The following is a 20611-nucleotide window of genomic DNA, read 5'->3' as shown; positions in this document are numbered from 1 at the left end:
GCAAGAGCACCCTCATGATCTCCACCGCTAAAGCCGCCTCCTCCGCCATTCTGGAACGCGATGGACGTTTCCTTCTGGTGTTACGGCGTAATCCGCCTTCCGCCGACATGTATGCTTTTCCCGGCGGGCGCGGCGAACCGGGCGAAACGCCGGAGCAAACGGCACTGCGGGAATTCCGTGAGGAAACCGGCATTTCGGCGCGCAATCCGCGGCTGTTTTCGACCTATGACCTGAAGACGCACGCGGCCGATGGCAGCGTCAGCAGCCATTTCTTCCTTTCGGTCTTTCGGGTCGAGGCTGACAGCGACGCGGTGGCGGAAGCCGCCGACGATGCGGCGGCGCTGGGCTGGTACACGGTGGACGAAATCCGGCTTCTGCCCGTGCCGCAGAGCGTACTCGAATGCGCAGAGCGGTTAGAACAGGACGATTCGGCCCGATCGGCCTCAAATCCTTTCCTGGATTAAAGAGTGAGAGCGTGATGTCGTTCGAAAACCGTTCGGCATCACGCTCTGGCGGCCAGCGAATAGAAGTGGAAATTTTCGGGCGCGCCTTGTTGCCGTCATGCTCAGCGTATCAACTGTCGGCATGATTCCCGTTCGACGCGTTTTCCTGCCCCTGCCTATCCTGGCCCTGCTCGCGCTCGCCGGCCCCGCCTTGGCGCAGGGGGGCAAGAATACGCCGCCTTCGCAGGAGGAGATTACACCGCCGCCGGCCGTGATCGTGCCCTATGACGACAAGCTGGCGCGGCTCGCCGAGGTGTTGGGTTCGGTGCATTATCTCAGAACGCTGTGCAAGGCGGCAGGCGGCGACGAATGGCGAAACGGCATGCAGCAGTTGCTCGATTCGGAGACCGGGGGCGAGCAGCAGCGCAGGGAAAGGCTTACGGCGGCCTTCAACCGAGGCTACCGCGCCTTTGCCTCCGTCTATACGGATTGCACCGCGGCTGCCATCGTGGCAGAAGAGCGCTACCGTAACGAAGGTGCAACACTCGCCACAGAAATTACCTCGCGTTTTGGAAATTGACGTTTAATTAACCTGTTTTCGCATGCGGACGTGTCGTTTTGGGAAAAGGCTGTTAGTGTTGTTAACAGTGCGGTAAGACATGAGAAGTTCTGAGGAAAAGACAATGGAAGCAAGCCTCAACGAGATCGACGATATGATCGTCCATGAAAAGATGCAGGCGGCTCTGGAATACCAGAACGAGGCTTGGGCCGACGGTATGGCCGACGGAATCGAGACTGAGATCATCGCTGATGCCGCTATTGCGCATGCGCTGAGAGAGACGATCAGATTGCACGGGGAAAGCAGCGCCGAAGCCCTGCTTGATTCGCTGCGTGAGCGTATGCTTGCCGGCGAATTTTCCGCCAACCGCACCCTGCAATAATCGATATCAGAGAGTTTGATGCGCACCGGTAAAGAGAAAGTTTCGCGAATTCCGCTCGCGCCGGTGCTGCTTGCATTCAGCCTCGCCGCCGGCAATATTTCCCTCGCGCCGGCAGCCTACGCGCTTTCCGAACTGCACAAGATCCCCGGCCAGGCGGCCAATGACGCCCCGGCCGCGCCGGGAAGCGCTCCGGGACAGAGCCAGCCGCAGAGCGGAACCACTCCCGGCGTTCCCATGGCCGATCCGCTGGTCAAAAGCCAGAACAATCAGGGTGTCGACAAGACGCCGAGCGCTCAGGATACATCCAAGCCCGTCGAAGTGATCTACGACATCAGCAAGGTGCCAGAGCCGGTTCGCAAGATGCGTGAGCAGATCGTCGAGGCGGCCGCCTCCGGCGATCTTGAACGGCTGCGGCCGCTGATGGGTACCGGCACCGAGCAGACGCAGGTCACTGTGGGCGAGCCGACCGACGATCCGATCGGCACGCTGAAGGATCTTTCCGGCGATCCCGACGGAGACGAAATCCTCGCCATCATGCTCGACATCATCTCGACCGGCTTCGTGCATGTCGGCCAGGGCACGCCCGATGAAATGTATGTCTGGCCCTATTTTGCCGAGAAGGATCTGAAGTCGCTGACGCCGCCGGAGCGCGTCGAGCTGCTGCGCATCGTCACTGCCGGCGATCTTTCCGATATGCAGGAATTCGGCGGATATAATTTCTACCGCCTCGGCATTAAGCCTGACGGAAAATGGAAATTCTTCACCGCCGGCGATTGACGCGCTTCTGTCTGCGCTTGGCTTCTCGCATGGCGCTTGCGATCCACCTCACGAAGACATACCTCTGAGCGATAACCAACGCGACAGGTTCCGCCATGCCAGCCGTATTCCTGAAAAACCGCTCCTTGCTCGTTGTCAGCGGCGCGGAAGCCCAATCCTTCCTGCAGAACCTGATCACCACCGATATCGCCGCGCTTGTGCCCGACGAAGCCCGCCCTGGGGCGCTGCTGACGCCACAGGGCAAGATCCTGTTTGATTTCATGATCTGGCAGGACGGCGACGGCTACACGATCGAAACGGACACCGACCAGCGCGATGGCCTGCTGAAGCGGCTGACGATGTACAAGCTGCGCGCCGCCGTGACGCTGGCGCCGCGCGCCGAGCAAGGTGTCACCGTTTCCTGGGGCGAGGATGCTGACGAGATCGGGAATGACCAGGGCGCCTGGGGCAGCCAAGGCGCCCGGGGCAGCCAGGGCGCCCGGGACAGTCGTTTCGCCAAGGCTGGCGTCATGCTCACGCGCCGGGCGGGAAAACACGGTGATGACGCGCAAGCGCTCTACGACGCGCTGCGGATCCGCCTCGGCATCGTCACCTCGGGATCGGACTTCGCCCTGCAGGACGCCTTCCCGCATGACGTGCTGATGGATTTCAACGGCGGCCTCTCCTTCCGGAAAGGCTGCTATGTCGGTCAGGAGGTCGTCTCGCGCATGCAGCACCGCGGTACTGCGCGCCGGCGCGTCGTGACCGTTTCCGCCATCACAGCCCTGCCGGCAACCGGAACGGAGATTACCGCCGCCGGAAAGCCTGTGGGCACACTCGGTTCGGTCGAAGGCGACCATGGACTTGCGATCGTGCGTATCGACCGCGCCGGCGCCGCGATGGCGGAAGGCACGCCGCTGCTCGCCGGCGAAACACCCGTTTCCCTCGTCCTGCCGGAATGGTCCGGCCTTGCCTTTCCCGCCAGTGCCGACGAGGCCAGCGCGTGACAGCGGCGAAAGCTCCGCGTGCCTGGCAACGCATGCTGTCCGGGCGTAGGCTCGACCTGCTCGACCCCTCGCCGCTCGACGTCGAACTCGCCGACATCGCCCATGGGCTGGCGCGCGTCGCCCGCTGGAACGGCCAGACGTCAGGCGATCATGCTTTTTCGGTGGCGCAGCACAGTCTCGTCGTCGAAGATATTTTCCGCCGCTTCAACGATGCCCGGCCGCAGGAGTGTCTGATGGCCCTGCTGCATGATGCCCCCGAATATGTGATCGGCGATATGATCTCGCCGTTCAAATCGGTGGTCGGCGGCGGCTACAAGACGGTGGAAACGCGGCTGGAGGCCGCCGTGCACCTGCGCTTCGGCCTGCCGCCGCATCCCTCGCGCGACCTCAAGGAGCGAATCAAGAAGGCCGATACGATCGCCGCTTATTTCGAGGCGACGGTTCTGGCCGGCTTTACGCCCGCCGAGGCGCAGAAATTCTTCGGCCAGCCGCGCGGCATCAGCAGGGAAATGCTGATGATGGAACCGCTGCCGGCGGTCGAAGCGCAGCGGCTGTTCTGCGAGCGCTTCGCGGCAATCGAAGCCGAGCGGGAGATGGTGTCGTGAGCTTCATCATCGTCTCGCCGCTGTCGCGCATCGCGGAGATGGCCGTGCGCCATAAGGCGCGCGACATGATCAGCCTGATCGCCAAGGAACAGGCTTTTCACCGACCGGGCGTGATCGCGGCCGATCGTCATCTGACACTTGCGATGAACGACATCGCCTTCAAGGGGACCGGCGGTCTCGTGGCGCCCGACGAGACGCATGTCCGCGGGCTTATCGACTTTGCCGCATCGTGGCGGCAGGAGACGCCGCTGCTCATCCATTGCTGGATGGGGGTGTCGCGATCGCCGGCGGCAGCCCTGATCGCAGCCCTTTCGCTTGCACCGGAGCAGAGCGAGGAAGGCCTTGCCCGCCGGCTGCGAACCGCCTCGCCTTTCGCCACTCCGAATGCCCGGCTGATCGAGATCGGCGACACCCTGCTGAATCGCGGCGGCCGGCTGGTTTCGGCGGTTCGGGCAATCGGACGCGGCGCGGATGCCGACGGCAACGCGCCCTTCGTGTTGACGATCCGCGACAGCGCCTGCGGTTGACGCTGCCCTCAGCCGCTCCATCTAGGCCCCGACAAAGCACAACGACAGGGCCAGATCATGGAACAACAGGCAGCCGATGTCCTTCTCGCCACGCAAACGGCGCTCAGCCAGGCGAGCGCGCTGGCGGTGCAATATTCCTTCTCCGTCCTCGGGGCGGTGATCCTGCTCGTTCTCGGCTGGACGCTTGCCGGTTTTGCCAGCCGCTGGGCCTATGAAGGCCTGTCGCGTGTCCATGGCATAGACGAGACGCTGGCGCGATTCTTCACCAATGTGTTGCGCTACGTGCTGCTCATCCTGGTGTTCATCACCGTGCTCGGCCAATTCGGCGTTCAGACCGCTTCGATCATCGCAGCGCTCGGCGCAGCCGGCCTCGCAATCGGACTGGCCCTGCAAGGGACGCTGCAGAATATCGCCGCCGGCATCATGCTCTTGATCCTCAGGCCGTTCCGCGTCGGCGAATATATCGAGACCAGCAGCGTCGCCGGCACGGTGCGTGAAATCGGATTGTTTGCAACCGAACTCAGGACCACCGACGGGCTTTATCGGCTGGCGCCGAATTCGACGCTCTGGAATACGCCGATCACCAATTTCAGCCGCGAGGCCACCCGGCAGAACGAATTGAAGATCAAGGTCGCCGATGAGGATGACCTCGATCAGGCGATGGAAAGATTGATGGGCCTTGCCAAAGCCGATTCGCGGGTGCTGACGTCACCGGCACCAAGCGTCTTCATCGACAGCCTCGGTGACAACGCGATCGCCGTGACGCTACGCTACTGGGCAAAGACCGGTGACTGGTGGGTCGTCAGCCGTGACATGGTCAAGCGGGTAAAACTCGCCTTCGACGAGAAGGCAAACGACAAACCGGCTGTGGTAGCGAATGTATCGGACACCGCGCCGGCAAAAACATCCAACGGCCGGGCGACGGCCAAAAAGCCGGCGCCGACGCGGCAATAAGACATGCAGAATTTTATGCCCAATCGGTTCCGCCCGAGGAACTATGCCAGCCGGTTATTGGATGACGCCGCAAGACAGCCTTTCCCCGGCATCACCGGAAGGCTGGCTGCGATAATCATCCGAATTGGCGTGCACCATCAATGCGCGGCCGCGAATGCCGTCGGTCTTGCCGTCGAGCGTGACCATGCTGTCGAAGACCTGCGCCCGGAGCATCCCGTCCTGTCCGACATATTGATTGGGCAGATCACCGGCGTGCGGACCCTTGGCGGCAAGAATGCCGTGCTCGGCCTTGCCGGGGTTGAAGTGGCCGCCGGCCGATTCGTGGTGGGTTGCCGCGTCGCAACGGCCGGTCTCATGAACATGGAAGGCCACCCATTTGTTCGCCGGCAGTCCCGATATCTCGACTTCGATCAGGACACCGCCGTTGGCGGCAGCCGTCAGTTGCGCGCGGCCGTCTTCCTTGCCGTCCTTGCCGACGAAATTGGCGATCGCCGTCTGCTTGTCCTGAGCGCCCGCCGGCAATGCAACGGCAAGCAGGCTCAGGGCGGCGATGGTGCACATGGCTTTCATGGAGATCTCCTTCCGTCCGGTTGTCCTTCTGAACGTGTCAGCGCGGAAGGTGTTCCTGATCGAGGGACCTCAGACAAGCAAAAGCCGGCCAAACGGCCGGCTTGCAGATCGCCCGGTTCGGGAGTGGATCAGGCGACGGCGTTGAAGTCGAACTGGCCGTAGGTATTGCGGTAGAGAACGTCCGACTGATCACCCGAGGTCGGTGCGGTCTGCTGCAAAGGATAGGGAACGGCGATATTGCTTGCGGTGCCGCTGTCACGCGTGTCCATCATCAGCGCAATCAGGCTGCCGGAAAATCTCGGCTGAGTCTCATTGGTCCTGTCGTCTTCCAGGAGTTCCTTGATGATGCCGGGCTTCTCATCGGCGGCGCGTTCGCCGCGGCTGAGGACGCCGTCGCCATTCGAATCAAGCCGGGAAAGCGTCGCCAGATAAGCATATGAAGTATCGGAAACGGATGTGGTGCTGGTCATACAAACCTCCATTCACCGCCTTTTGCCGGTGGTGTTTGTACGCAATACGAAGGTGGAAAATCACTGTTGACTCGCTGGTTAAACTGATTTGCGCAGTGCGTCAATAAGTTGTTAACTTCTTATTAACGATGATTGACAGCAGTTAACCGAATGCGGTGAAGCCAGCCTTCCGCCCGGGTCGAATGAAGGGGTCTCGCGGTATTTCAGCGATTTTTCACATATAAAACAAAAGTCTAACGACGTGCCGCCGCTGCTGCACTGCAACCGAATATTAATCCGACCCATCCAGAATGAGCGTCACGAGACACCACCCAGGCGTTCAGCCTATAAAAAATCAATTCAATGTTCATTTTGGAAAGGCTTTGCGACACCATGAGGTACGTCAATCAAGAAGAGACCCCCAATGCTGTCGCAGCCGTCCTGCCAGAAGCATCTCCATGAAAGCTGAAGCGCTCTTCTGGCAGCAGTGCAGCCAGGCCGTCACGGCCGATGGATCGGTCGATGCGCAGCGTCTGATGGAGCTTGTGATCGCGACCTATCGCGTCCATGAAAGTGACTATGACGAAATCGAAAGAAGCGCGGAAACGCTGCTTCAGGAAAACCATGCGCTAAGAGGCAATATATCCGCCCTCAGCCAGGCGTTCGACGGACAACAGAGACTCTTCGAAATCATTCTCAACAATTTACCGCTCGGTCTCAGCGTCTTCGATGCCGACCAGCGGCTGACGCTTTCCAACATTCGCTTCGCTCAACTCTTCGGCCTGACGCAGGACGATGTCACCGTCGGCGCGACCATCGCCGATCTCATCGCCAAAATGCGCGGTGCGGAGGGCGCCGGCGCCAAGCCCGACCGGCGGATCGGCCGACATTCCCCCGCGATCGCAGCAAGCGGCAGTATCCGTCGACGCGAGTGGCTGATGGACGACGGCCGCACCATCCAGAGCATGGTGACCATCCTTGCTGACGGCAGCAGCATCGCCATGCATGCCGATATTACCGAGGATCGAAAGGCGGCCGAGCGTATCACCTATCTCGCCCACCACGACCCGTTGACCGGCCTTCCGAACCGCATCCATTTCCGCGAGCAGGTCGATGCGGCGCTCATCGAGCGCAAGCCGGACGGACAGATCGCCCTCGTTCACCTCAATCTCGACCGGTTCAAATCGATCAACAATACGATGGGCGTGTCGGTCGGCGACAAGATCCTGCAGCAGGTCGCCGAGCGTATCCGAGCCTCGGCCGGTTCAAAGAACGTCCTGGCGCGCCTCGGCTCGGATGAATTCGCTATCCTGCAGACAGCCAGACAGCAGCCGTGGAACGTGACTGCCCTTGCCGAGCAGATCCGCGACGAGCTTTCCGAGCCATTTTTCCACGGCGAGAAACAAGTGGAGCTCAGCGTCTCCATGGGGATCGCAATTGCCCCTGGTGATGGCGAGGAAACCGATATCCTGCTGAAACATGCCGGCGTGGCGTTGTCGCATGCGAAGGCCGACGGACGCAAACGCGAGCGTTTCTTCGACAGTGAGATGGAAGCGCAGATGCAACTGCGCCATGCGCTCGAGGCAGATCTCAGAGCCGCCGTTGCGACCGACGAATTCGAGCTGCATTACCAGCCGCTCTACGACCTCTCGCAACGGCGCATCTGCGGCTTCGAGGCTCTCATCCGCTGGAACCATCCGGTCCGCGGCCGTGTTGCGCCGATGGATTTCATTCCGCTCGCTGAAGAAGTCGGCCTCATCGTCGATATCGGCCGGTGGGTTCTACGCCAAGCCTGCAGCGATGCGGCGCAATGGCCGGAAGACATCAAGGTCGCAGTCAACGTTTCTGCAATCCAATTCAGCGGCAGCGACCTGACCAAGGACGTCGGCGAAGCGCTTGCCGCCGCCTCGTTATCGCCGTCGCGGCTCGAACTCGAAATCACCGAGAGCGTGCTGATGGAGAATCTCGACGAGGTGCTGCCGATCCTGCATGCGCTGAAGGAGCGCGGCATCCGCATTTCGATGGACGATTTCGGCACCGGCTATTCCTCGCTGAGCTATCTCTCCAGCTTTCCCTTCGACAAGATCAAGATCGACAAGTCCTTCGTCAGCGACATCGCCGGCAACAAGGAAGCGCATGCGCTCATGCACGCAATCATCCTGCTCGGCGATGCACTCGGCATGCGCGTCACCGTCGAGGGCGTCGAGACGGCCGCGCAGCTGACGCTGCTCGAATGCGAGGAATGCGACGAGATCCAGGGCTACCATATCAGTCCACCGAGACCGGCGCGCGACGTGCCCCACCTTCTCTCCCTGTCACCGAGAACGGCTGCGTGATGCGTCTTTCCTGAAACCGGGTGCTGACATCCGCGCGATTGCGACTCGCACGGCAAGCCGCTAGAAAATCGGCGGCGATTGCGGCGGCCTTCCTATCGCATGCTTGGCGGCGTTGGCTTGCAGCCGATGCTTTATCTTCCTCATGACAGGGTGGCGCGATGTTCGAGGCTGAAGCCTTCTCCCCTCACGAAACGCTGGCGGCGGCCCTGATTGCGCATGCGGCCGATGGCGACGATGGCTCGCATGATCTTGCCCATATCTTCCGCGTCTTCCGCAACGCCATGCGCATCCATGCTGGAGAAGGCGGCGACGGGCGGGTTCTCGCCGCTTCCGTGCTGCTGCACGACTGCGTCGCCGTCGAGAAGAATTCGCCGCTGCGGGCAAAAGCATCGGCCTTAGCGGCGGAAAAGGCATCGGCGATCCTGGCAGAGCTCGGGTGGTCCAAGGCGGATATCGACGCCGCGGCTCACGCCATTACCGCGCATAGTTTCTCGGCCGGGGTGGCGCCGCAGACGCTGGAGGCAAAGATCCTGCAGGATGCCGACCGGCTGGACGCAATCGGCATGGTCGGCGCCGCCCGCTGTTTCTATATCGCCGGACGACTGGGATCAGGACTATACGATCCGTTCGACCCGACGGCGGAGCATCGCCCGCTCGACGATAAGCGTTATGCCATTGATCATTTCCAGACGAAGCTGTTCAAGCTGGCGGAAGGGTTCCAGACCGAGACCGGCCGCAGGCTGGCGGCCGCGCGTGACAAAAGCCTGCGCGATTTCCTCTCGGCATTCATGAATGAAATCTAGCGCTGTCGCGCAAAACTGTGCCGCGGCTTTGCGATAACGGCAGGCGTAAAACAAGAAGCTAAAGTGCGTCGCATGAATCAAGTTTGACGCGCTCTAGAGCACGAGATCCAGGAGAACGGCATGCATATCAGCGACCTCTTCATCTACCCGCTCAAGAGTGCCCGCGGCATTGCGCTGCCCGCCGCCGATATCGATGCCCAAGGACTGTCCGGCGACCGGCGGGCGATGATCACCGATCCCGAGGGCCACTTCATCACCCAGCGCGAATTGCCGGATCTCGCACGCATCGCGCTGCGGCCGGAACCCGGCGCCTTTCGGCTGCTGATGGAGGGAAAGCCTGAACTATCGGTGCCGCCGCCTCGGCCTGAAACCCGCACGGATGTGACCGTGTGGAAATCGACCGTCAGCGCCGCCGTCGCCGATCCCGACAGCAATCGCCGGCTTTCCGAATGGCTTGGCCGTGAGGTGCGGCTGGTCTTCTTCGACGGGCAGGCGCGGCGGACGGCGAATGCCGAATGGGCTGGCGAAGGCACGCCGGTCACCTTCACCGACGGCTACCAGATCCTGGTGACGACGACCGGTTCGCTGAAGGCGCTGAACGCCGATCTCGCCGCCCACGGCGAAGGCAGCGTCGGCATGGAACGCTTCCGTCCGAATATCGTCATCGATATCGACGAGGCCTGGCCGGAGGACCGCTGGGCGGCGATCGAGATATCAGGCATCCGCTTCGATCTCGTCAAACCCTGCTCGCGCTGCATCATGACGACGCAGGACCAACTGACCGGTTCCCGCGAGGGGCCGAATCCGATGCCATCAATGGGCCGCATCCGCATGTCGGCCGACCGCCGCGTGCCCGGCCCGCTGTTCGGCTGGAATGTGACGCCGCGCGGCAGCGGCAGGATCACGATCGGTGACACCGTCAAGATCGTTGAAGAGCGGCCGGAAGGCTGGGCGTTGAAGGTTCGCGCGCGGAGTTAGGTCGAATTGGGCAATGTTGGCTGGACGACGCTTTTTTTCCACGCACGCTGCAACGTTCTCCCTCATTCCTGTCCTCGGGCCTTGACCCGAGGGATGTCACAGGAATCCAGTGCGCCCAAGTCCTTGGGCGCGGGAGACTCTGCTTCGGCGTATGAGAGTCATTCACCGCGCGGACGCGCGGTGGCTGGATTCCTGTGACGGGCACAGGAATGAGGGTGGCATGGGTTGCGCCGGCCCGGCCCCTCACACGCGATCGAGCGCCACGTCGATCTCAGCCATGACATCAGCCGGCAGCGGACCCTTCTCCAGCGCGCCGGCATTTTCCTCCACCTGGGCGACGGTGCGGAAACCCGGAATGGGCAGGGTGCGCGGCGACTTCGCCCAGAGCCAGGCAAGCGCCCCCTGCGTCAGCGTGCGGCCGCCCGATGTCAGGAGATCGCGGACGGCATCGAGCCTTGCGGCAAATTCCGGGGCCATGCGCCCATCCTTGAAATAGACCATCCAGTCGAGAGCCGCGCCGCGCACATCCTTGGCGCCCACCGCCTTGTCAGCGGTGAACTTGCCGGTCAGAAGTCCCATGGCCAGCGGACCGCGATTGATGGAGATCAGTCCTTTCCCGTCAATCACCGCAATCATCTCCGGCACGGGTTCGAAGACGTTCATCGTATGCTGCACGGAGACATAACCCTGGCGGCGGGCATGGCGGGCGGCACGATCGGGAAAATCGGTGCTCCAGCCGAACGCATCGATCTTGCCTTCGGTGCGCAACGCTTCCAGCGTGTCGAAGACGGCATCCGACTGTTCCAGCGGAAAGTCATTGATGTGGAACTGCAGGAGATCGAGGCGGTCGCGCTTCAGACGACGAAGCGACGTTTCGACCGAGCGGCGGATGAAGGCCTCATCGGCGAAGGCGCCGATTGCCTGCTTCGTTGCCGGATCGGTGGCAAAGCCGAACTTGGTGGCGACGACGACATCGTCGCGATTGCCGACCGCCAGGCCGAGCACTTCCTCCGAATGGCCGGCGCCATAGTTCGACGCCGTATCGAAGAAGCGGATGCCGAGTTCGATCGCGCGGTTGATCGCTTCCACCGATTCATTATCGTCGACATCGCCCCAGCCGAGCGGCGTATCGCCGGCGAAGAAGGGACCGCCGATCGCCCAGCATCCCATGCCGAGACGCGGAATTTCGCGGCCGTTCCACAGCGTAATCGTCGTTGGCGATGCGGTTTTGGTCAGCATGAGATCCTCCTCGATTGGCGTCTCCAAGACATAGGAAGAGCTGCCATGCGGGTAAACCGCCAAATCCGGAGGATGTTTTGCACCGATAAAAAATGCCGGAGAGACGGGAGGTCAGGCGGAAACACCATCCGGAGCGGAAAGCGTCCGCAAGGCTGGATTGAGCGCCTTCAGGGCCGCCTGAACAAAGCCGTCACGGGCTGCCACGGCTTCGATGCCGCGCGGTTCATAGACATGGCGATGCAGAAAGAAGCCCGTCAGACGGAATGCGGCTGCGAGACTATCGAAATCGGCCGCTTGATTGCCTTCGATGCTGAGGAAAGGCGGCAGCAGCAGCATCTTGTCCGCCCAGGGGGCGCCGGCGCTGCGGCTGATGGCGCGGCCGGATTTCGGCGAGACATAAGCGAGATCGGAACGGGCGCCGGTCGCGGCGCATTCGGCAAGATCGAGGCCGAAGCCGAGATCGTTCAGCACAGCAAGTTCGAAACGCACGAACAGCTCGCCGGCATCGGCCGGGTTGTGCAGGTGATCGAGGATGACCTCCAGCGCATCGAAGAGGTGCGGATGCGGATCACGCTCCGGCAGCAGCCGCAGCAGTGCGCCCATCGCCTGGACACCGTAAACAGCGGTCGCCGTTTCCATCAGGCGGGCGGCGCGCAGTGTCACCGGCTCGACGCGGAATTCACCGAGATGCTCGTCTAATCTGGCGCGCCAGAGAACCTCCACGGCATTGCCCGCCTGCAGCACCGGCTGCATGGCGCGCGAGCGGCCGGAACGCACCAGGCCGAGATGGCGGCCGCGATCACGTGTCATCACCTCGGCGATCACACTCGTCTCACCGTGGCGCTTGACGCCCAGGATGATCGCATGGTCCTGCCACTGCATCGAAAGAAGTCCTCACCGCTGACGAATCCATCCTAATCCAAGGCCTGACCGCTGTCATCGCCCCGCTTCAGTCATGGACCACGTCAGGCGACAGCCGGGAAAAGCCTCAGCAGGAATTCACGCATCGCCGTTTCGTCGAAAGGCTTCACCAAAAGCGGAATGTGCTGCAAGTCGGGCGGGAAATCGCCCGTATCGGAATAGCCGCTGACGAAGCCGAAGGGTATGCCGATATCGAGAAGATGACGGGCAAATCCAAAGCTCATGCCCTCGCCGAGATTGACGTCGAGAAGGGCGAAATCATATGTCTGCGCCGAGATGGCAGCCCTTGCCTGTTCCACGCTGCCGACGATATCGATGCTTTCGACGCCGGCAAGGCGCAGCATATCCTCCGCCTCCATCGCGATGATCAGACTGTCTTCCAGAACCAGAACACGGATTGCGCTCATCAATCCATGCCCTCCGTCGGGCGCCTGTCGCAGCGCCCCGGCTTTTTCGCCAACATCATTGCCCTCCGGTGCCCCGCATGGCACGCTATCGGTGAATTCCGCCACCATTTTTGAATAAAACATTTTTCTGCCCGGTCGATAAGAATCAAATCGGAGGAAAGATGACGGCCGAGCTTATTTTCCCAAACGCTAATGCGCATTTAAAAAAGACATAAGAGCGAGGCTAGATGAAGGGGCGCTTGCCCTCTCCGAGCCCTTCCCAGCCGGAAATTGCCAGCAATTCCTCGCCGTTCAGCACCTCGCAGCTACGCTCCTGCCAGCGGATCAATCCACGTTCGCCGAGCTTTTTCAGGGTCTTGTTGGTGTGGACGATGGAAAGGCCGAGCGTGTCGGCAATGTGCTGCTGGGTGATCGGGATGAATTTGCGGCCGTTGAAGAGACCAAGCTGCCTGCCGCGCTCGAAGAGAAAAGCCAGCAGGTAGGCAGCTCTTTCCAGCGCCGTGCGGCGGCCGATGCTCAAGAGATGCTCATCCAGAATGCGTTCCTCGCGCGCGGCGATCCAGGTGATGTCGAAGGCGAGCGAGGGGTGCTTGTTATAGAGCGTCATCAGCCTGTCGCGCTCGAAGACGCAGAGGGAAACCGGCGACAGCGCTTCGACGGAATGCTGCATCTCGCCGGCAATGGTTCCCTGGAGGCCGATCAGGTCGCCCGGCATGATATAATTCAGGATCTGGCGGCGCCCATCCTCCAGCATCTTGTAGCGAAAGCCCCAGCCGGAAAGCACCGTGAAGAGATGAGCGCTATGTGCGCCCTCGACGAGGATGGTGGAGCCGGCATCGACGGCAAGTTCACCCCTCTTGAAATGGGAGACGAATTCCAGCTCATCGCGGCTGAACTCCCTGAAATGCGGCAACGGCCGCAAAGGACATTGCTCACAAGGGGTCTTGAAAGAGTGGATGCGTTTCGACGTTGCCATACCTGCCCTCGCGGTCGTGCAAACCGGCCGCCCCTCATCGACGCACCGTCGAGCAAGAAATGCGCAAAGGCATGGATTCGTTCCGCAACGAAGCTGGTTTTTTCCAAGGAAACAAAGGGCTGGCGCTTACCCGATGAAATCCTTGTCACGCCTAAAGCGCGTCGCGATCTTTCAGATTCGCTTCTCGCGCTTTAGCTCTTTGTTTGCGCGCATGTCGTTGCCGCAAAACCGCCCCACACTTTTGCGCGACATGCTTTGTTTGTGCGCATGTCGGTGCCGCAAAACCGCTCTACACTTTTGCGCGACATGCTTTATTTCGGGAAATCGAGACCCATTTCGCGGAACCGCTCGGGATCATCCCCCCAATTCTCGCGAACCTTGACGAACAGGAAGAGATGGACCGGCTGCTCGAGGATCTCCGACAATTCCTTGCGGGACGCCGTCGAGATCGCCTTGATGGTTTCACCACCCTTACCGAGCGCGATCTTCTTCTGGCTGTCGCGCTCGAGATAGATCACCTGCTCGATACGCACCGAGCCGTCCTTGCGCTCTTCCCACTTCTCCGTTTCGACATGCGAGGCGTAGGGAAGCTCCTGATGCAGGCGCAGAAACAGCTTCTCGCGGGTGATTTCGGCGGCGAGCTGGCGCATCGGCAGATCGGAAATCTGGTCTTCCGGATAGTACCACGGCCCCTCCGGCAGCGTCGCAGCCAGATAATCCATGACATCGTCGCAGCCGGAGCCGTTTTCGGCCGATATCATGAAGGTGCGCTCGAAGGCGATCTTCTCGTTGGCAGCAGCCGCGAGTGCCAGCAGATCCTCGCGATTGACGCGGTCGATCTTGTTGAGCAGCAGGATCTTCGGCTGCCGGACTTCCTTGAGGCCTTCGAGGATGGCTTCGGCATCGCCGCGCAGGCCGCGCTCGCTGTCGATCAAGAGCACGATCAGATCGGCATCCTTGGCGCCACCCCAGGCCGAGGTCACCATGGCGCGGTCGAGCCGGCGGCGCGGCTTGAAGATACCTGGTGTATCCATGAAGACGATCTGGGCGTTGTCGTGGATCGCGATGCCGCGGACGATGGCGCGCGTCGTCTGTACCTTATGGCTGACGATCGACACCTTGGCGCCGACGAGGCGGTTGACCAGCGTCGACTTGCCGGCGTTGGTCGGCCCGATCAGCGCGACGAAGCCCGAATGCGTCGGACCATTGGTTTCTTGAGCAGCTTCGGCCGCGATATCTTCTTCTTGTGTCATTGTCCCGTCAGTTTCCGGCAGGCGATTGCTGCCAAATGCCTTCGCGTTCGAGCATCTTGGTCGCCGCAACCTGTTCGGCGGCACGCTTCGACCGCTCTACGCCTGTTTCCGGCTTTATGCCAGCAACTTCCACCGTCACCTTGAAGCGCGGATCATGATCCGGTCCGCTGCGTTCATCAACCCGGTAGTTGGGCGTGACGCCGAATTTTGCGTGCGACCATTCCTGCAGCTCGGTCTTGGCATCGCGCTTGGCGCCATCGGCCCTGACCGCCCTGCCCTGCCAGTAGCGCAGGATGAAGCGGCGGGCAACTTCGAGGCCGCCGTCGAGGTAGATTGCGGCGATCAGGCTTTCGACGACGTCGGCGCGCACGTTCATCATCCGCTTGCCGGTCAATTTCTTCACATCGGCGCCGGTGCGGATATAGAGGTGAAGATTGAGTTCGTCGGCGACCGCAGCGCAGGTTTCAGCGCTGACGAGCTGGTTGAGGCGCACCGAGAGCTCGCCTTCCCCCGCCGTGCCGAAGGTGCGGAACAGAAGCTCGGCGATGCAGAGCCCGAGGACCCTGTCGCCGAGGAATTCCAGCCGTTCGTAATTGCCACCCTTCTCGGTGCGGGCGCTGGCATGGGTCAGCGCCCGATCCAGGCGTTCCTTTTCGGCGAAGTCATGACCGATCAGGCCTTCAAGCTTTGCGCGGTCGGCCGCAGAAAGCGTCTGCGCCTTGCTCATTCAACGACCTTGAAGAGGCGGTCCCAGCGCATATTCGTCGGCCACTTCCAGATTTCGCGGAAGGAGGTGTCATTGCCGAGCGAGAAGAAGATGACGCTGGCGCGGCCGACAAGATTTTCGGCCGGCACGAAGCCGACGTCGAAGCGGCTGTCGAGCGAGTTGTCGCGGTTGTCGCCCATCATGAAATAATGGCCTTCAGGCACGATGAATTCACGGGTGTTATCGCCGCGCGACACGGGAGACTGGTCGAGTGTGTCGTAGGTCTTGCCGTTGTCGAGCGTTTCGCGGAAGACCGGCACATCGGCGCCCGGATCGAGCTTGTAGTCAGAGGTAAACGTACCATCCGCCACCTTCGGAACCGGCTTTCCGTTGACGTAGAGCACGCCATCGGTCACCTGGACATGATCACCCGGCAGACCAATGCAGCGCTTGATGTAATCGACCTCGGGGTTCGGCGGGAAGCGGAAGACGACGATGTCGCCACGCTTCGGGTCGGCGCCGAACAGGCGGCCGCTGAAGATGTCGGGCGAGAAGGGCAGCGAATATTTCGAATAGCCGTAAGCGAACTTATTGACGAAGATGTAATCGCCGACGAGCAACGTCGGCATCATCGAACCGGACGGAATCGTAAAGGGCTGGAACAGCACCGTTCGGATCACCATCGCCAAAATCAGCGCCTGGATGATGACTTTGATATTTTCCCAGAGGGCATTCGGCTTGGCTTGGACTTTTTCGGACACGCAGTCTTATTCCTTCAAGACGCCGCGACGGCGCAATTTTTCTGTCGTCCTCTCTAGCGGCTTCGGCCGGTTGCGGCAATGGCGACAACGCCAAAAGCGACGAGAGGTCGCGATCAGAGGTTCTCGGGCAACGCCTCGATGATCACGAAGGCCTGCGCCAAGGGATAATCATCCGTTATTGTCAAATGAATGGCGGGCCTATGGCCCGCCGGCAACATCGATTCGAGGATCAGGGCGGCAGCACCCGACAAAACCATGGTCGGCTTACCGCTCGGCAGGTTGACGACACCCATGTCCTTCCAGAAAACGCCCTGGGCGATACCGGTGCCGAGCGCCTTGGAACACGCCTCCTTGGCGGCGAAACGCTTGGCGTAGGATGCACCGCGATTTGCCCTGCGGTCGGACCGCGCGCGCTCGACCTCGGTGAAGCAGCGATGGGTGAAGCGGTCACCGAAGCGCTCGATGGATTTCTCGACGCGGCGAATGTCGATCAGGTCGCTGCCAATGCCGATGATCATGCCGGGACCTTCCGCCGCTTAAGAATTCTTGATCAGGCTCATACGCTCGGCATGTCGCCGGCAGGGCTTGCCAGACGCAGACGCGCCCGCTCCAACAGCCGTGTGTGGCGGCGCGTCTGAAACCCCTTTACGGTGTAGAATGTCAGCGCATAGAGCGCAACGGAGGTGACGATCGCCGGCGGAATGGCGCCGACCAGCATCGGTTCCAGCACCGGCTTCCATAGCTCCATGAAATTCAGCTTGTGAAAGAGGGCTGCCAGATCAACGGTCTGACCGGCCAGATGATCCTCACGGCTCAATAGCAGATGACCGATCTCCCAGGTGATGCCCCAGATGAAGGGATAGGTCAGCGGATTGCCGAAGGCGGCGCAACCAAGGGCAGCGGCCACCATGCTTCCGGAGAGGAAATAGGTGATGACAAACGCCATGATGAAATGCACGCCAATGAAAGGCGTCCACGAAACGAAGACGCCCGCAGCGACGCCGGCCGCAACCGCATGCGGCGAAGCGCTCAGGCGCAGGATGCGCATTGAGAGATAACGGATCGGGCGAAGGAAACCTTTGCGAGGCCATAGAAGCTCTCGCATCTTTTCCTTGAATCCGGCGGGTTTGCGACGGCGAAACAACATGGCCGGTATTTAGTGCAGCGCACATGACCATGACAAGAGCGGCAAAATGCTACCGCCGAAAAAACAACTCAGCTCCCCCTCAGCAACGAGGAGCTTTTTCACGCCGAGGGGCGTCCGCTATGCATAACGTCCCTCACTCATCTCAAGTATAAAAGTCCAGTATCAGCGATTACGGAACAGACCGCGATCGACCTGGCGCTGACGAAACTCGAGATCGATACGATCGAACGAGCCGTTCAAATAGGCCATTTCACGTTCCTGGGCAGTCGGAGCGCGAAGGGCGCGAGCAATTTTCCTGATAGGATCAAACATTATCTTGTCTCATCTTCTGTTTGCGTTTCGATGACCAGAAGATAGTCCCGACAAAGGTTAATTACTACCGCCGCAACATGGAGACAGCCATGCATTGGGCGCATTGCTTGCCTTTCTGATGCGCTGCCATGACCACAAAACGATCACAAAATGTGCAATTTTGCGGTCAAGCATGAGACAGGCTTAACAAAAGCCTACTCGTAGAGCCGCCGCACCGTGGCGATGCAATCCAGATCCTTCATCTGGGCGAGCAGCTGATTGAGCTGACGCAGGTCCCAGACCTCGACCTCGAGCATCATTTCGGTGAAATCGGCAGCGACCCGCACCGTGTTCAACAAGCGGATATTGACGTCGAGGCCTGCAACCGTCTGGGCGACCTTGGCAAGCGTGCCGGGTTCATTCAACCCATTGACCATGATGCGCGCCATGAAACGCGACTTATTGGCCTCATCCAGATCCCAGCGGACGTCGATCCAACGATCGGGCTGATCGTCGAAACGCTGCAGGCTCGGCGACTGGATCGGATAGATGGTGATGCCCTTGCCCTGATCCATGATGCCGACGATGCGATCGCCGGGCACAGCACCTGTCGACGCGAACTTGACGTCGACATTCCCGGACAGGCCGCGGATCGGCCCGATATCGACGTCGGTGTCGACTTCCGGATGGCTCCCGTCGAGACCGGGCTTGGCCTTGCCGGGAATCTTGAAGATCATGCCGGCGGCGCTGCGGACGTTGAACCAGCCGTCGTCGCCGGAGGGCTTGACGGTGACGCGCTCGTCCTGATGGTCGGGATAGACGGCGCGCAGCACATCGAGCGAGGACATCTCGCCGCGACCGACGGCGGCGATCGCATCCTCGACATCCTTCTGGCCGAGACGGTGCAGCGCCGGCTTCATCGCCTCACGCGAGAAGATCTTGCCGGCTCTGTCGAAGGTGCGCTCGAGAATGCGGTGGCCGAGGCCGGCATACTGCTTGCGGATCGCCATGCGGGTGGCGCGGCGGATGGCGGCGCGCGCCTTGCCGGTGACGACGATCTCCTCCCAGGCAGCCGGCGGAACCTGGACGCCGGAGCGGATGATCTCCACCTCGTCGCCATTGGCAAGCCGGGTCACCAGCGGCATGATGCGGCCGTTGATCTTGGCGCCGACCGTGGTGTCGCCGATATTGGTGTGGACCGCATAGGCGAAATCGATCGGGGTGGCGCCGCGCGGCAGGGCAATCAGCTTGCCCTTCGGCGTGAAACAGAAGACCTGGTCCTGGAAGAGTTCGAGCTTGGTGTGCTCGAGGAATTCTTCCGGGCTGTCGCCCTCGGCCAGAGCCTCGATCGTGTGGCGCAGCCAGGAATAGGCATTGGATTCGCGCGAAAGAATATCGCCGTCGGCATTGGTTGCGCCGTCCTTATAGAGCGTATGGGCAGCAATGCCGAATTCGGCGATCTCATGCATGCGCTTGGTGCGGATCTGCAGCTCGATGCGCTGGCTGGAGGGGCCGACGATCGTGGTGTGCAGCGAGCGGTAGTCGTTTTGCTTCGGCGTCGAAATATAGTCCTTGAAACGGCCGGGCACGACGCGCCAGCGGGTATGGACGATGCCGAGCGCCCGATAGCAGGAGGGGATGTCCTCGACGATCAGACGGAAGCCGTAAACATCGGAAAGCTGCTCGAAGGACAGCGACTTCGACTGCATCTTACGGAAGACCGAATAAGGCTTCTTCTGCCGGCCCTTGACATAGGCGCTCGTCAGGCCGCTTGCGACCAGCAGGTCGCGCAGTTCTGCCTCGATCTTCTTGACGATGCCCTCATTGCGCTTGGAAAGCTCTTCCAGACGCTTGGTGACGGTCTCGTAGGCTTCCGGGTTCATATGGCGGAAGGAGAGTTCTTCCAGCTCCTCACGCATATCCTGCATGCCCATGCGGCCGGCCAGCGGCGCATAGATTTCCATCGTCTCTTCGGAAATGCGGGCACGCTTGTCGGCCGACATGTGATCGAGGGTGCGCATATTGTGCAGGCGATCGGCAAGCTTGACGAGCAGGACACGCACATCGTCCGATATGGCAAGCAGCAGCTTGCGCAGGTTCTCCGCCTGCTTGGCCTTCTTGGTGACCAAATCGAGCTTCTTGATCTTCGTCAGCCCCTCGACCAGGCGGCCGATATCCTCGCCGAAGAGTTCGTCGATCTCGGCGCGCGTGGCCGTCGTATCCTCGATCGTGTCGTGCAGAAGGGCCACCGCGATCGTCGATTCATCGAGATGCATGTCGGTGAGGATGGCGGCGACTTCGAGCGGATGGGAAATGTACGGATCGCCGCTCGCGCGCTTCTGCTGGCCATGTTTCTGCATGGCGTAGACATAGGCTTTGTTCAGCAGTGCTTCATTGGCATCGGGCTTGTATTGCTGAACCCGCTCCACGAGCTCGTACTGCCGCATCATTCCAAAGCCACTCCATAAAAATAAAAGCGCGCCAATCAACGATTGGCGCACACATGGGCAATAATATGCCTAAGCAATAAAGGCGCAAGAT

General features: G+C 61.0%; 24 protein-coding genes. 11 read left to right on the top strand and 13 right to left on the bottom strand.

Annotated elements, in window-relative coordinates:
- The first annotated feature begins 14 nt into the window (after window positions 1–14).
- The 8 genes from RHEC894_RS06920 (at window position 15) to RHEC894_RS06885 (ending at window position 5233) form a co-directional block, all read left to right on the top strand.
- Window positions 15–464 (top strand): NUDIX domain-containing protein, encoded by a 450-nt coding sequence (locus RHEC894_RS06920; RefSeq protein ID WP_085738886.1) that lies wholly within the window; start codon window positions 15–17, stop codon window positions 462–464.
- A 97-nt stretch (window positions 465–561) separates the two neighbouring features.
- Window positions 562–1023 carry a TIGR02301 family protein gene (locus RHEC894_RS06915; RefSeq protein ID WP_085736731.1) on the top strand — a complete coding sequence of 154 codons (462 nt, stop codon included), beginning with the start codon at window positions 562–564 and terminating at the stop codon, window positions 1021–1023.
- 103 nt (window positions 1024–1126) lie between these two features.
- Window positions 1127–1384, top strand: coding sequence for a hypothetical protein (locus RHEC894_RS06910; protein ID WP_003574226.1), 258 nt, complete (start codon window positions 1127–1129; stop codon window positions 1382–1384).
- 18 nt (window positions 1385–1402) lie between these two features.
- Complete coding sequence (locus RHEC894_RS06905; protein ID WP_010067109.1) at window positions 1403–2161, top strand: hypothetical protein; 759 nt, start codon at window positions 1403–1405, stop codon at window positions 2159–2161.
- A gap of 95 nt (window positions 2162–2256) precedes the next feature.
- Window positions 2257–3147 (top strand): folate-binding protein YgfZ, encoded by an 891-nt coding sequence (locus tag RHEC894_RS06900; RefSeq protein WP_085736730.1) that lies wholly within the window; start codon window positions 2257–2259, stop codon window positions 3145–3147.
- Window positions 3144–3752 (top strand): HD family hydrolase, encoded by a 609-nt coding sequence (locus RHEC894_RS06895; RefSeq protein ID WP_010066153.1) that lies wholly within the window; start codon window positions 3144–3146, stop codon window positions 3750–3752. Before RHEC894_RS06900 ends, RHEC894_RS06895 begins: the two co-directional genes overlap by 4 nt.
- Entirely contained in the window at window positions 3749–4279 is a 531-nt protein-coding gene (locus tag RHEC894_RS06890) for a tyrosine phosphatase family protein (RefSeq protein ID WP_085736729.1), read from the top strand. The genes RHEC894_RS06895 and RHEC894_RS06890 overlap by 4 nt, the downstream gene beginning before the upstream one ends.
- Window positions 4280–4336: 57 nt before the next feature.
- Complete coding sequence (locus RHEC894_RS06885; RefSeq protein WP_010067866.1) at window positions 4337–5233, top strand: mechanosensitive ion channel domain-containing protein; 897 nt, start codon at window positions 4337–4339, stop codon at window positions 5231–5233.
- A 54-nt stretch (window positions 5234–5287) separates the two neighbouring features.
- Here the strand turns inward: RHEC894_RS06885 and RHEC894_RS06880 are convergent, their stop codons facing one another.
- On the bottom strand, window positions 5288–5803 hold the full coding sequence (locus tag RHEC894_RS06880) for a superoxide dismutase family protein (protein WP_085736728.1): 516 nt from the start codon (window positions 5801–5803) through the stop codon (window positions 5288–5290).
- 128 nt (window positions 5804–5931) lie between these two features.
- On the bottom strand, window positions 5932–6273 hold the full coding sequence (locus RHEC894_RS06875; RefSeq protein WP_010068549.1) for a hypothetical protein: 342 nt from the start codon (window positions 6271–6273) through the stop codon (window positions 5932–5934).
- A 437-nt stretch (window positions 6274–6710) separates the two neighbouring features.
- Between RHEC894_RS06875 and RHEC894_RS06870 the strand changes: the two genes are divergently transcribed.
- The 3 genes from RHEC894_RS06870 to RHEC894_RS06860 all read left to right on the top strand — a co-directional run bounded on the left by RHEC894_RS06870 (window position 6711) and on the right by RHEC894_RS06860 (window position 10369).
- Window positions 6711–8588, top strand: a complete 1878-nt coding sequence (locus RHEC894_RS06870; RefSeq protein WP_085736727.1) for an EAL domain-containing protein — start codon at window positions 6711–6713, stop codon at window positions 8586–8588.
- A 158-nt stretch (window positions 8589–8746) separates the two neighbouring features.
- The gene (locus tag RHEC894_RS06865; protein ID WP_010069413.1) at window positions 8747–9391 is read left to right on the top strand and encodes an HD domain-containing protein; all 645 of its coding nucleotides are present in this window, start codon (window positions 8747–8749) and stop codon (window positions 9389–9391) included.
- A gap of 120 nt (window positions 9392–9511) precedes the next feature.
- A complete protein-coding gene (locus tag RHEC894_RS06860) occupies window positions 9512–10369 on the top strand; it encodes an MOSC domain-containing protein (RefSeq protein ID WP_010069412.1) in 858 nt (285 codons plus the stop codon).
- A 243-nt stretch (window positions 10370–10612) separates the two neighbouring features.
- On the opposite strand, the gene RHEC894_RS06855 is transcribed toward RHEC894_RS06860, so the two are convergent.
- The 11 genes from RHEC894_RS06855 to RHEC894_RS06805 form a co-directional block, all read right to left on the bottom strand.
- A complete protein-coding gene (locus tag RHEC894_RS06855) occupies window positions 10613–11608 on the bottom strand; it encodes an aldo/keto reductase (RefSeq protein ID WP_085736726.1) in 996 nt (331 codons plus the stop codon).
- A 111-nt stretch (window positions 11609–11719) separates the two neighbouring features.
- A complete protein-coding gene (gene recO, locus RHEC894_RS06850; RefSeq protein ID WP_085736725.1) occupies window positions 11720–12490 on the bottom strand; it encodes a DNA repair protein RecO in 771 nt (256 codons plus the stop codon).
- Between the two features lie 83 nt (window positions 12491–12573).
- Window positions 12574–13059, bottom strand: a complete 486-nt coding sequence (locus RHEC894_RS06845; protein WP_010068264.1) for a response regulator — start codon at window positions 13057–13059, stop codon at window positions 12574–12576.
- A 100-nt stretch (window positions 13060–13159) separates the two neighbouring features.
- Window positions 13160–13912, bottom strand: a complete 753-nt coding sequence (locus tag RHEC894_RS06840; RefSeq protein WP_085736724.1) for a Crp/Fnr family transcriptional regulator — start codon at window positions 13910–13912, stop codon at window positions 13160–13162.
- Window positions 13913–14223: 311 nt separating this feature from the next.
- On the bottom strand, window positions 14224–15165 hold the full coding sequence (gene era / locus RHEC894_RS06835) for a GTPase Era (RefSeq protein WP_085736723.1): 942 nt from the start codon (window positions 15163–15165) through the stop codon (window positions 14224–14226).
- A 7-nt stretch (window positions 15166–15172) separates the two neighbouring features.
- A complete protein-coding gene (gene rnc, locus RHEC894_RS06830; RefSeq protein ID WP_003578269.1) occupies window positions 15173–15892 on the bottom strand; it encodes a ribonuclease III in 720 nt (239 codons plus the stop codon).
- Complete coding sequence (lepB, locus tag RHEC894_RS06825) at window positions 15889–16632, bottom strand: signal peptidase I (protein WP_085736722.1); 744 nt, start codon at window positions 16630–16632, stop codon at window positions 15889–15891. The genes rnc and lepB overlap by 4 nt, the downstream gene beginning before the upstream one ends.
- 113 nt (window positions 16633–16745) lie before the next feature.
- On the bottom strand, window positions 16746–17150 hold the full coding sequence (gene acpS, locus RHEC894_RS06820; RefSeq protein WP_003574253.1) for a holo-ACP synthase: 405 nt from the start codon (window positions 17148–17150) through the stop codon (window positions 16746–16748).
- A 38-nt stretch (window positions 17151–17188) separates the two neighbouring features.
- On the bottom strand, window positions 17189–17779 hold the full coding sequence (locus tag RHEC894_RS06815; RefSeq protein ID WP_085736721.1) for a DUF2062 domain-containing protein: 591 nt from the start codon (window positions 17777–17779) through the stop codon (window positions 17189–17191).
- A gap of 162 nt (window positions 17780–17941) precedes the next feature.
- Window positions 17942–18091 carry a DUF3563 family protein gene (locus RHEC894_RS06810; protein ID WP_003578264.1) on the bottom strand — a complete coding sequence of 50 codons (150 nt, stop codon included), beginning with the start codon at window positions 18089–18091 and terminating at the stop codon, window positions 17942–17944.
- Between the two features lie 194 nt (window positions 18092–18285).
- Entirely contained in the window at window positions 18286–20520 is a 2235-nt protein-coding gene (locus RHEC894_RS06805; RefSeq protein ID WP_085736720.1) for a bifunctional (p)ppGpp synthetase/guanosine-3',5'-bis(diphosphate) 3'-pyrophosphohydrolase, read from the bottom strand.
- Window positions 20521–20611 lie beyond the last annotated feature (91 nt).

Origin of the sequence: Rhizobium sp. CIAT894 (genome assembly GCF_000172795.2) — a bacterium.
In the GTDB taxonomy this organism is placed as follows: domain Bacteria; phylum Pseudomonadota; class Alphaproteobacteria; order Rhizobiales; family Rhizobiaceae; genus Rhizobium.
This window is presented reverse-complemented; position numbering and strand designations above follow the sequence as displayed.